Annotated in this window: 9 protein-coding genes; 5 read left to right on the top strand and 4 right to left on the bottom strand. The window is 73.2% G+C overall.

What is annotated here, in order from left to right:
- Nucleotides 1–43: 43 nt before the first annotated feature.
- Nucleotides 44–502 carry a hypothetical protein gene (locus ACIBUY_RS35400; protein WP_399154845.1) on the top strand — a complete coding sequence of 153 codons (459 nt, stop codon included), beginning with the start codon at nt 44–46 and terminating at the stop codon, nt 500–502.
- 149 nt (nt 503–651) lie between these two features.
- Here ACIBUY_RS35400 and ACIBUY_RS35395 read toward each other — a convergent pair whose 3' ends face one another.
- The gene (locus ACIBUY_RS35395) at nt 652–978 is read right to left on the bottom strand and encodes a bifunctional 3-phenylpropionate/cinnamic acid dioxygenase ferredoxin subunit (RefSeq protein ID WP_399154834.1); all 327 of its coding nucleotides are present in this window, start codon (nt 976–978) and stop codon (nt 652–654) included.
- Nucleotides 979–1,136: 158 nt separating this feature from the next.
- Here ACIBUY_RS35395 and ACIBUY_RS35390 point away from each other — a divergent pair, with 158 nt between their 5' ends.
- From ACIBUY_RS35390 to ACIBUY_RS35375, 4 genes are all read left to right on the top strand, one after another.
- Entirely contained in the window at nt 1,137–1,973 is an 837-nt protein-coding gene (locus ACIBUY_RS35390) for an IclR family transcriptional regulator (RefSeq protein WP_399154833.1), read from the top strand.
- A gap of 240 nt (nt 1,974–2,213) precedes the next feature.
- Nucleotides 2,214–4,685, top strand: coding sequence for an FAD-dependent oxidoreductase (locus tag ACIBUY_RS35385; protein WP_399154832.1), 2,472 nt, complete (start codon nt 2,214–2,216; stop codon nt 4,683–4,685).
- A gap of 29 nt (nt 4,686–4,714) precedes the next feature.
- Nucleotides 4,715–5,875 (top strand): N-methyl-L-tryptophan oxidase, encoded by a 1,161-nt coding sequence (gene solA, locus ACIBUY_RS35380; RefSeq protein WP_365575244.1) that lies wholly within the window; start codon nt 4,715–4,717, stop codon nt 5,873–5,875.
- 10 nt (nt 5,876–5,885) lie between these two features.
- Nucleotides 5,886–7,004 carry an aromatic ring-hydroxylating dioxygenase subunit alpha gene (locus ACIBUY_RS35375; RefSeq protein ID WP_365575246.1) on the top strand — a complete coding sequence of 373 codons (1,119 nt, stop codon included), beginning with the start codon at nt 5,886–5,888 and terminating at the stop codon, nt 7,002–7,004.
- Here the strand turns inward: ACIBUY_RS35375 and ACIBUY_RS35370 are convergent.
- The 3 genes from ACIBUY_RS35370 to ACIBUY_RS35360 all read right to left on the bottom strand — a co-directional run bounded on the left by ACIBUY_RS35370 (nt 7,001) and on the right by ACIBUY_RS35360 (nt 14,174).
- On the bottom strand, nt 7,001–11,653 hold the full coding sequence (locus ACIBUY_RS35370) for a hypothetical protein (protein WP_399154831.1): 4,653 nt from the start codon (nt 11,651–11,653) through the stop codon (nt 7,001–7,003). The genes ACIBUY_RS35375 and ACIBUY_RS35370 overlap by 4 nt on opposite strands.
- Before the next feature lie 63 nt (nt 11,654–11,716).
- A complete protein-coding gene (locus tag ACIBUY_RS35365) occupies nt 11,717–12,616 on the bottom strand; it encodes a hypothetical protein (protein ID WP_399154830.1) in 900 nt (299 codons plus the stop codon).
- A 31-nt stretch (nt 12,617–12,647) separates the two neighbouring features.
- The gene (locus ACIBUY_RS35360) at nt 12,648–14,174 is read right to left on the bottom strand and encodes a hypothetical protein (protein ID WP_399154829.1); all 1,527 of its coding nucleotides are present in this window, start codon (nt 14,172–14,174) and stop codon (nt 12,648–12,650) included.
- Between the last annotated feature and the right edge of the window lie 90 nt (nt 14,175–14,264).

The raw sequence follows: 14,264 nt of genomic DNA, 5'->3' as shown, positions 1-14,264 counted from the left end.
GTCGACCTCACCGTGGCGTAAAGCAGAGCAAACCGGGCAGTCACTGTGCAGGCCAGTGCAGGGGCATCGAGGCGAGGGCCCGGGAGCGGTGGGGAGTGACGTGGCGATGAGTACGGCGGAGCGGCGGGAGCTGTGGGTCGAGGAGCCGGCGAAGCGGCGCCGGATGCCCGACCCTGTGCGGACGGCGGCAGTGCGGGCCGTCCTCATCGTCGCGCTCACCCTGATACAGGCGATGGTCGCGTTCCTGTGCACGCTCGCCGACTCCTGGCTGGCGTTCCCCATGGTGCTCAGCAGCGTGGGCAGCACGGTGGTGGCGACGTGGGCCGTGCTGGACGTCTGGGTGACGCGCCAGGTGTGGAACCAGCGGAACGGGGTCGTCTCAGTCCCGGCGAGCACGGCCCGGCGACTGCGCAAGGAGCGGCGCCAGGCCCGCCGGGCGGCGCGACGGGCGCCGGAGAGCATACGGAGGCCGGGCGGGACCGGGCAGTTGACGCACGGCTGACCTTCGTACGGGGCTCGCCGGTACGGCTGCGCGGCCGCACGGGGCTCGCCGGTGCAGCTACGCGGCCGCACGGGGACGGGTCGTACGGCCACGCGGACGTACAGAGACGGGTCGTACGGCCCGCGGCCGTAAAGGGACGGGGCGTACGGCTACGCGGCGCTGCCCTCCTCGGCGGTCGCCGGATGGACATGGATCACGCCGTCCTCGACGGTGACCCGGTGCGTGCGCACGGGACGGCGGGCCGGCAGGCAGACCGGCTGCCCGGTGCGGAGATCGAATGAAGCCGCGTGGAGCGGGCATTCGACCTGACAGCCCTCCAGCCAGCCGTCGGACAGCGACGCGTCCTGGTGGGTGCAGGTGTCGTCGATGGCGTACAACTCCCCGTCCTCCGCGTGGAAGACGGCGATGGGCGGGACGGCGTCGATGCGGGCGGACTCACCGACGGGGAGGTCTTCGAGGCGGCAGACGGGAATCACGGGCCCCCTCCGGGTCCAGGACTCTTCGGTAACATGATGTTTCACATGGCGCTCGAAGTAGCGCTATGCGCAACAGAATCCGGTCGGGCGGCCGTCGCGTCAAGGGCTTCTCGAAGATGCGGCCTGCCCACGGGCCGCCAGGTGGTGAGAGTTGAGCTATGACCCGCAAGCAACTGCAGGTTGAGCCGGGCGCATCGGATCCGAAGGGCGTGGCGGGCGCGGACAGACCGGCCAAGGGCGGGGTCGGCGCCGTCCAGTCGGTGGACCGTGCCGTGAGCGTCCTCGAGTCCCTCGCGCGGCACGGGGAGGCCGGAGTCACCGAGATAGCCGACGAGTTGGGCGTGCACAAGTCCACCGCGTTCCGCCTGCTCGGCGTGTTGGAGAACCGGGGCCTGGTCGGGCAGGCCAAGGACCGCGGCAAGTACTACCTGGGCGCGGGGATGCTGCGCCTGGCCGGGGCGGCGGCGGTGCGCCTGGACATCTCGCAGGAGGGCGCGCCCGTCTGTCGTGAACTGGCGGACGAGCTGGGCGAGACGGTGAACATCGCGGTGCTCGACGAGGACATGGCGGTCAACATCATGCAGGCGCGGGGCGCCGCGTCCGTGACCGCGCAGAACTGGCTGGGCCGCCGCACCCCGCTGCACGCCACCTCCAGCGGCAAGGTGCTGCTCGCGCACCAGCCGCAGGTGCTGCGGGAGGGGCTGCTCGCGCGCACGCTGCCGCGTTTCACCGAGCACACGGTCACCGGCACGAGCGCGCTGCGCACCGAGCTGGACGCGGTGCGGGAGCAGGGATTCGCCGTGGCCGTCGAGGAGTTGGAGCGCGGTCTCGCCGCGGTCGCCGCGCCCGCCCGGGCGCACGACGGCAAGGTCGTCGGGGCGATCAGCGTGTCCGGCCCCGCCTTCCGACTGACCGAGGACAGCCTGCCCGCGCTGGCCAAGCGCACCGTGGCGGCGGCGGCCGAGCTGTCCCGTCGGATGGGGCACAGCCTCTGACGCCTTCGCGCCCATGGCGCCCTTCGCGCACGCGGAGCCGACCGGTTCAGGATTCGGGGCGGCTCCGCGTGCGCGCGTTTCGGGCGCGTTTCATGGCGCCGCCCCGTTTTGCCAAGGCTTAACTCCCGCCCCTTGACGGCGTCTTGATGGCGTTCCCACTATGTCTCCCATCGTCTCTCATCACGCAATGGCTCCCGCGATACGCAACAGCCGCTCATGTCATGGAGACTCAGGAGGGGCATGACCAGCGCACCGCAGTCCGACTCCCCCAAGGTCGTCGTCATCGGCGCCGGCATCGTCGGATGCTCGCTCGCCGACGAGCTCACCGCGCGCGGCCTGCACGACGTCACCGTCCTCGAACAGGGTCCGCTCCCCGCCCCCGGCGGCTCGACCTCGCACGCCCCGGGGCTGGTCTTCCAGACCAATCCGTCCAGGACGCTGACCGCGTTCGCCCGGTACACCGTGGAGAAGTTCTCCGCGCTCGAAGCGGACGGCCGCTCCTGCTTCACCCCGGTCGGCGGCCTGGAGCTCGCGACCACCCCCGGACGCTGGGCCGACCTGCACCGCAAGGCGGGCTGGGCAGCCTCCTGGGGCGTACGCGGGGAACTGGTCACGCCCGCCCGCTGCAAGGAACTGTGGCCACTTGTCGATGAATCGATGATTCTCGGCGGCTTCCACACCCCCAACGACGGCCTGGCTCACGCCGTACCCGCCGCCCTCGCCCAACTGCGGCGCGCACAGGGCCGAGGCGCCCGCTTCCTCGACCGCCACACCGTCACCGGCATCGAGCAGCAGGACGGCCGGGTCACCGCTGTGGTCACGGACCGCGGCACGTTCCCCGCCACCCACGTCGTGTCCGCGGCCGGTTTCTGGGGCCCGGTCATCGGCCGCATGGCGGGCGTCGAGGTCCCGCTCCTCCCGCTCGCCCACCAGTACGCGCGGACCGGACCGCTGCCGGAACTCGCCGCCGCGAACGGCCCCCGCATCGAGGCCTCGAAGCCGATCCTCCGCTTCCAGGACCGCGATCTGTACTTCCGCGAGCACAACGACCGCCTGGGCATCGGCAGTTACGCCCACCGGCCGTTGCCCGTCGACCCGTTCGCCGTGCTCCCCTACGACGAGGCGCGCGCCCGGGACCTGGACATGCCGTCGTCGTTCCCGTTCACCGAAGAGGACTGGGCGCCCAGCTGGGAGGATGCCCGGTCCCTGATGCCCGCCCTGCGTGACGCCGCCGTCGACGACGGCTTCAACGGCGTCTTCTCCTTCACGCCCGACGGCATGCCGGTCCTCGGCGAGTCCCGCGCGCTGCGCGGCTTCTGGCTCGCGGAAGCGGTGTGGGTGACGCACTCGGCAGGCGTCGCGCGCGCGGTCGCCGAGTCGATCGTCGACGGCCACGCAAGCCTCGACCTGCACGAATGCGACGTACACCGCTTCGAGGAGGCGCAGCGCTCGCCGGCGTACGTGCACGACCGCGGGGCGCAGCAGTTCATCGAGGTGTACGACGTCCTGCACCCGCTGCAGCCGATGGAGCAGCCGCGGCCGCTGCGCGTCAGCCCGTTCCACGCCCGCCAGCAGGAACTCGGCGCGTACTTCCTGGAGGGCGGCGGCTGGGAGCGCCCGCACTGGTACGAGGCGAACGCCCCGCTGGTCGGCGAGAACAGCGAGTCCACCAAGGTCCCCGCGCGCGATGCCTGGTCGGCCCGGTACTGGTCCCCCGTCGTCGCCGCGGAGGCCAGGGCCACGCGCGAGCGGGTCGCCCTGTACGACATGACGCCGCTGCGCCGCCTGGAGGTCACGGGGCCGGGCGCGCCCGCGTTCCTGCAGCACATGACGACCAACAACGTCGCGAAGAAGCCGGGCGCGGTGACGTACACCCTGCTCCTCGACGAGAAGGGCGGCGTCCGCTCGGACCTGACGGTGGCCCGGCTCGCGCCCGAGCGGTTCCAGGTGGGCGCCAACTCCCCGGCCGATCAGGTGTGGTTGGAGCGTCACGCGCCCGACGACGTCCACATCCGCGACATCACCTCCGGCACCTGCTGCATCGGCGTGTGGGGCCCGCTCGCCCGCGCCCTCGTCCAACCGCTGACCCGGGACGACTTCTCGCACGAGGCCTTCGGCTACTTCCGCGCCAAGGAGACGTACATCGGGCACGTCCCGGTCACCGCGCTGCGCGTCAGTTACGTGGGCGAGCTCGGCTGGGAGCTGTACACCACCGCCGATCTGGGGCTGCGGCTGTGGGACACGCTGTGGGCCGCGGGGCAGGAGCTCGGCGTGGTCGCGGCCGGGCGGTCGGCGTTCAACAGCCTGCGCCTGGAGAAGGGCTATCGCGCGTGGGGCGTCGACATGACCGAGGAGCACAGCCCGTACGAGGCGGGGCTCGGTTTCGCCGTCCGGCTCGACCGGGGTGACTTCCTCGGCCGTGCGGCCCTCGAACAACTTCCGCCCGTGGCACGCCGGTTGACGCCGCTGCTGCTCGACGACCCGGCGGCCGTGGTCCTCGGGAAGGAGCCGGTGTACGTGGGCGGGGTGCCCTCGGGATACGTGACCAGCGCCGCGTACGGGTACACGCTCGGCCGCTGCGTCGCGTACGCCTGGCTGCCGCCGCTGCCGGCCGGGACCGACGTTGAGGTCGAGTACTTCGGCGAGAAGGTCCCGGCGACCGTCGCCGAAGAGCCCCTGTTCGACCCGAAGATGACCCGCATCCGCCGCTGAACGCCCCACTGCCTCGGGAGGCCCGGGACATGTCCCCCACCTACGACGTGATCGTGATCGGCCTCGGCGGCATGGGCAGTGCCGCCGCGCACCACCTGTCCGCGCGCGGGGCGCGCGTGCTCGGTCTGGAGAAGTTCGGACCGGTGCACAACCGCGGCTCCAGCCACGGCGGTTCACGCGTGACGCGCCAGTCGTACTTCGAGGATCCTGCGTACGTCCCGCTGCTGCTGCGCGCCTACGAGCTGTACGAGGACCTGGAGCGGGCCACCGGCCGTGACATCGCGACGCTGTGCGGCGGCGTCATGGTCGGCCGGCCCGACTCGCGCACGGTCGCGGGTTCGCTGCGCTCGGCCGAAAAGTGGGACCTGCCGCACGAGTTGCTCGACGCGACCGAGCTCCGGCGCCGCTTCCCGACGCTGGCGCCGCAGGACGACGAGATCGCCCTGTACGAGGAGAAGGCCGGGCTCGTCCGCCCGGAGAACATGGTCGCCGCCCACCTCCAGCTCGCCGCGCGGGCCGGCGCCGAGCTGCGGTTCGAGGAGCCGATGACCCGCTGGGAGCCCTGCGCGGGCGGCGGCGTGCGGGTCCACACAGCCGAGAACACATACACGGCAGGGCAGTTGGTGATCTGCCCGGGCGCCTGGGCGCCGCAGCTGCTCACCGACCTCGGGGTCCCGTTCACCATCGAGCGGCAGGTCATGTACTGGTTCCAGCCGAGCACCGGGGTGGGCCCGTTCGTGCCCGAGAAGCATCCGATCTACGTGTGGGAGGACGCGGCCGGCGTGCAGGTCTACGGGTTCCCCGCCATCGACGGGCCCGCCCTCGGCGCCAAGGTGGCCTTCTTCCGCAACGGCGCGGAGTGCACCCCTGAGACCATCGACCGCACGGTCCACGACGACGAGGTCCGGGCCATGGCGGACCACATGGCGGGCTGCATACCGGCCCTGCCCGGCACCTTCCTCAAGGCCGCGACCTGTATGTATTCCAATACGCCCGACGAGCACTTCGTCATCGCCCGACATCCCGCGCACCCGGATTCGGTGACCGTGGCCTGCGGGTTCTCCGGGCACGGCTTCAAGTTCGTGCCCGTCGTCGGGGAGATCGTCGCCGATCTGGCGCTGACCGGCACCACCGAGCACCCCATCGAGCTGTTCGACCCGCGCCGGCCGACCGCCGCGCCCGCCGTCTGAGGAGTCCGCCGTGCCGACGCTCCCCCTGCCACCGAGCCTGGTGGCCACGCTTCCCGGCCGCTACTACACCGACCCCGGGCTCTTCCGCACCGAGCAGGAGCGGATCTTCGAGCGCATGTGGTTCTGCGCCGTGCGCAGCGCCGATCTCGACCGGCCGGGCGCGTTCCGCACGGTCCAGGTCGGCCGCGAGAACGTCCTCGTCACGCGCTCCCGCTCCGGCGCCCTCAGCGCGTTCCTCAACGTCTGCCGGCACCGCGGCGCCCGGCTGTGCACCGAGGAGCAGGGGCAGGTGCGGCGCGCGCTGCAGTGCCCGTACCACGCGTGGACGTACGACCTCGAAGGGAAGCTGATCGCGGCGCCGAACCTCGTGACGATGCCGGACGTCGACCGCGCCGCGTACGGCCTGGTCAAGGTCGCGCTGCGGGAGTGGCTCGGGTACGCGTGGGTGTGCCTGGCCGACGAACCGCCGTCGTTCGAGGAGACGGTGCTCGGCGCGGCGGTCGAGCGGCTCGGCAGCGTGGCCGCGATCGACCACTACGGCACCGACCGGCTCGCCCTGGGCAAGCGGATCACGTACGACGTGCGCGCCAACTGGAAGCTGATCGTCGAGAACTTCATGGAGTGCTACCACTGCGCGACGATCCACCCCGAACTCACCGATGTCCTGCCGGAGTTCGCACAGGGTTACGCCGCGCAGTACTACGTCGGGCACGGCGCCGCGTTCGGGGACGGCGTCAAGGGGTTCACGGTCGACGGCAGCGAGGGCTTCGCCGCGCTGCCCGAGGTCGCCGATGACCAGGACCGCCGCTATTACGCGATCACCGTGAAGCCAACGGTCTTCGTGAACCTGGTGCCGGACCACGTGATCCTGCACCGCATGTTCCCGCTGGCCGAGGACCGTACCGTCGTCGAGTGCGACTGGCTGTACGCACCCGACGTCGTGGCGTCCGGCGCCGACGTGTCGAAGTCGGTCGAGCTGTTCCACCGCGTGAACGCCCAGGACTTCGCCGCGTGCGAACGCACCCAGCCCGCCATGGCGTCACGCGCGTACCGCGACGGCGGCGTCCTGGTCCCGAGCGAGCACCACATCGGGACCTTCCACGCGTGGGTCCGCGAGCGGATCGGTTAGACCTCGTCGCCCTCAGGGTCGTCCGCGGGCCGCTTGAACATCCGGGTCGCCGTGATCTCACCGTGCACCGTCTCCCCAGCCCCGTCTGCGTACTGCTGCGGCAGGCCCGGGCGCAGATGCTCCTCCACGCTGATGTACTTCAGGCCCGCGCGCAGGTCCGCGTCGTTGCGCAGCCGGATCACGAGCGGGAACTCGGCGAGCGCCGTCGTGTCGAACAGGCCCGTGGTGTACAGGAGTTGGACGCCGAGCGCGTCGGACACGGCGCGCTGGAGCTCAAGGAGGTACGTGGCGTTGGCGCGGCCGATGGGGTTGTCGAGGAAGAGCGTGCCCGCGTGGCGGTGCTTGTCGCGTCCCCGGTCGTTCGACCGCAGCGCGGCCATCGTGCAGTACAGGGCGATGGCCGCGGTGAGCAACTGCCCTCCGGAGAACACGTCGCCCATCTGCCCGACGGGGACGCGCTCGGCGCGCAGCACCGCGTCCGGCTTGAGGATCTCGACGGCGACGCCCTTGGGCTCCAGGGCGGCGCCGACGCCGCGCAGCAGCAGGGACATGCCGTCGCGCCGCAGGTCGGAGTTCTTCTTCACGGCCGCGCGGGTCGCCTCGTCGATGACCTCGCCGAGCCGCTCGGTGAGGGTGGCCTGGTCGGGCTCCTCGAAGCGGATCCGCAGGAACTCCTGGCCCGACCACTCGCCGAGCCCTTCGGGAAGCCGGGACAACCGCTGGGCGGAGCGGAGGGTGGCGAGCGAGGACTCCACGAGCCCCCGCAGCCGGTCCACGATCGAGTCCCTGTTCCGCTCCAGCTGCGCCAACTCGTCCGTCAGCACCCGCAGTCGGGGCGCGAACGCGTCCGCCCACTTCTGCGCGTGCTCCGGCAGCGCGGCTGCGGGCAGCTCACGGATCTGCTGGCGCGCGGGCGTGCGCACCTGCTCGTAGCGCGTGGAGTTCGCATGCCGTACGAGGATGTCGCTCGCCTCGCGGACCGCTGCCTCGGCGGCGGACAGGTCGGCGGAACAGCCGCGCAGGGAGCGGCGGGTCTCGGCGGCGGCCGTGCGGGCCTCTTCCAGGGTGCCCGTGTGCGGCTCGGGCTGGTCCTGCTCCTCGCTCTCGGCGGTGTGGTCGCGCAGCAGGTCGCGCAGGAGCGCCGCGGTCTCGTCGAAGCCGCCCGCCCCGTCCTCGGCGGCCCGGTGGGCGTCGAGCAGCTCGCTGTGCGCGGCGCGTGCGGTGCTCAACGCGTCGGTGCGCACGGCGAGTTCGGTGGTGGCGGTGCGCAGCAGGGCCTGCGCGTGCTCGGTGTCGCGCGGGACGAGCTCCTCGGGCAGGTCGGTGTGGGCCTCGCCGTCCTCGGGCGCGTGCCGCTCGGCCTCGCCGCGCAGTCGGCCGAGCTGCTCGCTGGCCGTGGAGGCGCGGGTCTCCAGGAGCTGGACGTGCTCGTCGGCGCGGGCCGCGGCGGCCTGCCGGGACGGGCCGTCGGCTCCTTCGGGTGACTCGAGGAGAGCGGCGGCGCGCGTACGCACCTTGTTGCTGAGCCGGGTCAACTCGGCGAGCGCGGCGGACTCGTCGCTCTCCGCGCGGGCCTGCTCGGCCCTCAGGTCGGCGCCGACGCCGACCTTTTCGTACACCTGGGAGGCGGCGCGGTAGGCCTCGCGGAGCGCGGGCAGCGACGCCTTGGGAGCGTCCCCTTCGGGTACGTCGTCGGGGGCGCCGGCGATCTCGGCGCGCTCGGCGCGCAGGGTCCGGGCGGTGCGGTGGGCGTCGTCGGCGGCGCGCTGGGCGGCGCGCCGGTCCTCGTCGGCGGCGCGGGCGTGCTCCAGGCAGGACTGGGCGCGAGCCTCCGACTCGACGGCCTCGTCGGCGAGTTCGCGGACCTTGGCCTGCCAGGCGGCGCGCTCGCGGAGGCGGAAGGCGAGGCCCGCGAGCGCGTCGGCGGCGCGGCGCGCCTTCTGGGCCGCTTCCTGCCGCTCGTCGCGGACGCGGGTCGCCTCGGCGGCGGACTCGTCGGCCTCGGCGCGCACGGTGCGGGCCTCGGCCAGCTCGGCCTCGGCCTCCTCGGCGAACGTGCGGGCTTCCCGTGCCGCTGCGGCCAGTTCGGCGAGGCGGCCCGCCGGGCAGCCGGAGCGCCAGGAGCCGATCCGGGCGGTCAGCTCGCGGTCCTTGGCGAGGCGTCCGGCGAGGGTGCGGATGTCCTCGTCGCGCTGGGCCGCACGCGCGCGTAGTGCCTGTCGCTCTTCGTCGGCTGCGTGTTCGTCGTGCATCGCCGGGTTCGGCGGGACGAGGAAGACGGCTGTGTCCTCGGTGGACGACCTGTTCTCCGCCGGGGTGGGGGCGAGCAGCGCGGCGGCGGTGCCGACGGCGACGGCGGAGCGGGGCAGCAGGGCGGCACCGGCGAGGGCTTCGCGGGCCCGGACGTGGGAGTCGGGGTCGGTGATGACGACGCCGTCGACCAGCTCGGGCCGGGCGGCGAGCACGCGCGCGTGGTCGGCCGGGTCGACGGACTGCGCGAGGTAGCGCCAGCCCGGCAGGGCCGGGATGCCCTGCTCGCCGAGGAACTCGACGGTGGCCGTCACGTCACGGCCCGGCGGTAGCAGTCCGCCGTCGCCGAGGGCGCCGAGGATGCGGGAGTCGTCGGCGGCGGCCGTGCGCAGCTCGAACAGTTGCCGCTCGGCGGAGGCGACGGAGTCGTCGAGCAGGGTCTTGAGGTCGTCGGCGGCCCGGTCGAGGTCCTCGGCGGTGAGCGGGGCGTCGGCGGCCTCGGCGCGGGCACGCACGGCGCCGGGGAAGCCCGCGCTCTCCGGAGTGCTCAACGGGCCGTCCACGCCGAGCAGTTCGGCCAGGCGCTCCTCGGCGGCGAGGGAGGCGGCGGCCCGCTCGTCGGCGCGGTACGCGTGCTCCGCGGCGCTCGCGGCGTCGGCGGCGCGGGCCGCGGTCAGCTCGGCGCGCGCCTCCGCGGCGGCGGCCTCGCGCGCGTGCTCGGTGGCCCGTCGGGCTGCCTCACGGGCGGTGTCCCAGGCGGCGACGGTGGACTTCTCCGCGTCGGACGCGGCGAGCGCGGCGCGGGCCGGGTCGGCGTCGGGCGCGCTGTCGTCGAGCCAGCCGGCGCGGACGGCCTCGGCGGTCTCCTGCTCGACCTCGGCGAGGCGCTGGCGCAGGTGGCCGAGCTCGCTGCGGGCGCGCTGGGCCTCGGTGGCGGCGGCGGTCGCGTCGCGGTGCGCGGTCTCGCCCGCCTCCTGGAGGACGGCGGAGCGCTCCTCGCCCTCGTTCGCGTGCTGCTCGGCCTTCTCGGCGGCGCTGTGCAGGGCCCGGACGAGTTCGGAGGCGGCCTTGGCGCGGGCGGCGAGCGCGGGGGCGGCGTCGCGCTCGGCCTCGCGGATGGCGACGGCCACGCGCGCGGAGCGGTCGGCGGCGGCACGGTGGCGAAGGACGGCCTCGGCGGCCTGCCAGGCGGCGTGCAGGGTGCGGGCGTCGGCCAGCTCGCGCTTCTGCGCGGCCGCGGCCTTCTCGGCGCCCGCGAGGGCCAACGAGGCGTGCCGATAAGCCAGTTCGGCGGCGATCAGGGAGCTGCGGTCGCGCGCGGACTCGGCCTCGGTGACGGTGTGCCCGGCGGCGGTGACCTGCTGGGCGAGGTCTCCGGCGCGGCCGCGCTCGACGGCGGCGCGGGCGGAGAGCCGCTTCGCGAGTGTCCGCGTACGGCGCTCGGCCGCGGTGTGGATGTCCCGCGCGCGTGCCCGGGTGTCGGCGGCTTCGACGATGCGGGTGAGCAGGTCGACGGAGCCGGCGGTGAAGTCGCGCTCGGCGATCAGCTCGGCGCGCCTTCCCAGCTTGTTCCCGAACCCGCTGACCAGGTCGGCGAGGCCGTCCGTGTCGCGGGTGTCGGTGACGGCGCGCAGCAGCAGGTCGGTGAAGTCGGAGTCCTTCTTGACCGCGAAGAGTCCCGCGGCCTCGCCCTCGTCCGCGTTCATCTCCCGCTGGTAGCGGAAGAGTTCGGGGTCGAGACCGAGGTCACCGAGGTGTTCGTTCCACCGGTCGTGGATCTCTTCCCAGTGCACTTCCAGGTGGGGGTACGCCTTGACGGCCTCGGTGAGCGCGTCCCGGAAGCCCTTCATGGTGCGGCGCCGCCCCTGTGCGCCGGAGGCGCCCTCGGCGGAGGGGCGCACGGCCGTCGACTCGGCGACGGGCAGGGAGTCCAGGCTCAGGCCCGGGCCGGGCCGGAACGAGTACCAGGCCTCGGCGAACTTCCGCGGGTCGTTGGAGACTTGACGCCCCCGCCACTCGCTCACCTTGCCGACCACGACGCATTCACCGGTGAGCGTGTGCTGCCACTCCAGGGCGACGTGTCCGCAGTCGTCGGCGAGCAGGAACTTGCGCAGCACACCGGAGCTGGCACCGCCCAGCGTGTTCCGGTGGCCGGGCAGCATCACGGAGAAGATCAGCTTGAGCAGGACCGACTTGCCGCCGCCGTTCTCCAGGAAGAGCACGCCGGCGGGCGCCGGGCGACGCGGCGGGCCGACCGGCTCGTCCGCGAAGAACTCCGCCTGGGTGGGGGCCGGGTCGGGCACGGGCGCGCCGACGCCCCGCAGGTCGAGCACGGTGTCGGCATAGCGCGCACCGGCAGGACCGATGGAGTAGAGGCGAACCCGGGACAGCTCGTACATGGCGGACTCTCGTGGTAGGTACGGAACGTGAGACGACTGGGGTGACTGGGGTGACTGGGGTGGCTACGCGTGGAACGGCAGGCCCGCGTCGGCGACGAGCTCGCCCGCGTCCTCCTCCATCGGCGGCACCAGGCTGGCCGACCCGTCGGTGACGGGGACGACGCCGAGCTCGAGCAGTTCGCCCATGGCGGCGGTACCGGCCATGTCGCGGACCTGCAGCTGATAGCGGGCGGTGGTGCGGTACGTGCCGCCGCCGTCGTCGCCGGTTCTCTGCAGGAACCCGGAGTCGGTCAGGAACGCGAGGGCCTTGCCGACGATGCCGGTGGTGGAGCTGGCGAGGCGGCGGGTGTCCTTGGTCGCGCCGGTGGAGCTGCGCCGGGCCCAGATCCGCCAGGCCGCTTCGAGGCCGGGGGCGTCGGTGGCCGGGTCGGTGTTCTCCCCCGTCTCCTCGGCGCGCTCCTCCAGCCTGCGGCAGGCCTGGCGGACGAACGCGTCCACCCCGTTGACACTGACCCGCCCGATGTAGCCGTCGTCGGCGAGGTCCTCGGGGCGCGGGAAGGCGAGCGCGGCGACGGCGAGGTGGGCGAGGCCGTGCAGGAAGCGGTCGGTCGAGTCGGTGGCCGCCTTGCGTGCGTAGTCGCCCATGCGGACCGCGAACACGGAGTCCTCGGCGGCGGTGACGGCCATCCCCGCGCGCGGGGACACCTCCAGGACGACGAGGCCGAGCCCGGAGGCGACGGCGTCGGCGAGCCGGGCGAACGCCGGGTCCTCCCGGTAGCGCCGCAGCAGCTCCTGGTACTCCTGGTCACGGGACGGCTGGAGCTTGGGCTGCAGGCCGAAGGCGACGAGCCGGGCCGCGTCGGCGGCGTCGGCGGGCGTGACGGGAGCGGCGGTCTTCACCGAGCCCGAGCCGGCGGCCTCGGGCTCGCCCCACTCGGCGTGCTCTTCGGGGTGCTCGGTCACGGGCGGTGCTCCTTGATCATTTCTGGGTACGTCACGCCGCCTCCGTCCGGTCCGCGGCCATCCCGACGGCGTCGAGCAGCGCGGTGCCCACGATGAGGTCGGCGCCGCCGAACTCGGGGTCGTCCAGTTCGGTGCCGTCGTCGACGGCGAACAGCAGCTTCTCCTCGCCCTGCCGGTAGGCGGTGCCGACCGCGGGACTCGCCGCGTGGACCGACAACAGGGCTACCAGGTACGGCAGTTCGGGGTCGCGCCTACGGGCGTCGGCGAGCAGTCCCGACAGTCGGCGCGGGGCGTCGGCGGGCAGGTCGAGCAGCTCCTTGGCGTGCGCGAGCTGCTCCTCGCTGAAGCGGCTGTCGTCCGGGGTCGCGATGAGGTCGGGCTCGGGCATCTCGGCGCCGAGGTGCTCACGCTCCATGGGCGGCGTCAGCAGTATGTCGACGAGGTCGCCGACGCGTACGGACACGGGCGTGCGCAGCCCGGTGCCGTGGGCGAAGAAGGTGTCGGTCACCTTGAGCGCGCTCTCCACGGGCAGCGGCAGCAGCGGGGCGACCAGCTGCCCGTACAGATCGAGGCCCGCGCGCGCGGTGGGCGCGGCGAAGGCCTGCCGGTCCTGCTCGGCACGGAACAGCGGCCCGGCCTCGAGCAGGCGCGACTGCAGCTGCGTGTGGCGACGGATGCAGTCCTTGACGATGTCCACGAGCTCGGCGGCGCGGCGCTTCTGCTCGGGGTCCTCGGACTCGTCGCGCGCCTTGCGGATGTTCGTCAGGATCGCGTTCTCGTGGCGGTAGCGGTCGGCGACGTGGTCGAGGGCCTCGGCGATCATGTCGGGCACGGCCCGCAGCCAGTCGACGGCTCGCACATTGCGGCGCGTGGCGTCCAGCGCCTTGCGCAGCGTCTCCGAGTACTGCACGGTCCGGTAGCGGGCCTGCTCGGCGGCGAGCTGGGCGTCCGCGAGGCGGCCGCGGCTGATCAGGACCTCCAGCTTCACCTCGGCGGCGATCTGCGCGCTGGTGACGTCGGTGTCGAGCGCGCCGACGAGGACGTTCACCGCTTCGTCGGTGGTGCGGAGGTAGACGCCGCCCCCGTAGCCCGGGACCTCCTCGATCAGCTTGAAGTCGTAGTCACGGCGCACATAGGAGCCGTCCGTCGCGAACGTGCCGTACACGGCGCGGAATCCGCGGTCCACGCTGCCGACGTTGATCAGGTTCTCCAGGACCCAGCGGGCGACGCGCTCGTGCTCGGCGGTGGGGCGCTGGGGGGCCTGCGCGGCGATGCGGGGCACCAGGCGAGCCACTATCTGGTCGTGGTCGGCGCCCGTGTCGAAGTCCATGTTCAGTGTGACGAGGTCGATCGCGGAGAGGGCCACCTCGGCCATCCCGTACGTCGAGTACTCGCCCGCGAGATTGGCCTTGCGCACGTCGAGGTCGTGCAGCGGCGCGGTGCAGGCGAGCGCGCGGAGCCGCCGCGCGAGTCCTTCGTCGGCGGCCGGCCCCGGTGCGGGGCGCGGCCCCGCGCTGAGCTGGGGCGGAACGGATTCCGTGGTGGCAGGCGAAGTCACGGAGCACAGACTAGGCGCTGGGTCTGACAACGGTCGAAACGACGCAGATGCGACGGTGGCTCCCGGACGACGAAGGGACGGCGACGGGAC

It is taken from the genome of Streptomyces sp. NPDC050085 (genome assembly GCF_044460595.1).
GTDB lineage: Bacteria > Actinomycetota > Actinomycetes > Streptomycetales > Streptomycetaceae > Streptomyces.
The sequence above is the reverse complement of the archived record's forward strand: the minus strand, read 5'-3'. Positions and strand labels throughout refer to the sequence as shown.

What these genes read in the sequence shown, in the direction of transcription:
- ACIBUY_RS35390 (WP_399154833.1), top strand. Translation starts at nt 1,137, where the DNA reads ATGACCCGCAAGCAACTGCAGGTTGAGCCGGGCGCATCGGATCCGAAG.
- ACIBUY_RS35385 (WP_399154832.1), top strand. Translation starts at nt 2,214, where the DNA reads ATGACCAGCGCACCGCAGTCCGACTCCCCCAAGGTCGTCGTCATCGGC.
- solA (WP_365575244.1), top strand. Translation starts at nt 4,715, where the DNA reads ATGTCCCCCACCTACGACGTGATCGTGATCGGCCTCGGCGGCATGGGC.
- ACIBUY_RS35370 (WP_399154831.1), bottom strand. Translation starts at nt 11,653, where the DNA reads ATGTACGAGCTGTCCCGGGTTCGCCTCTACTCCATCGGTCCTGCCGGT.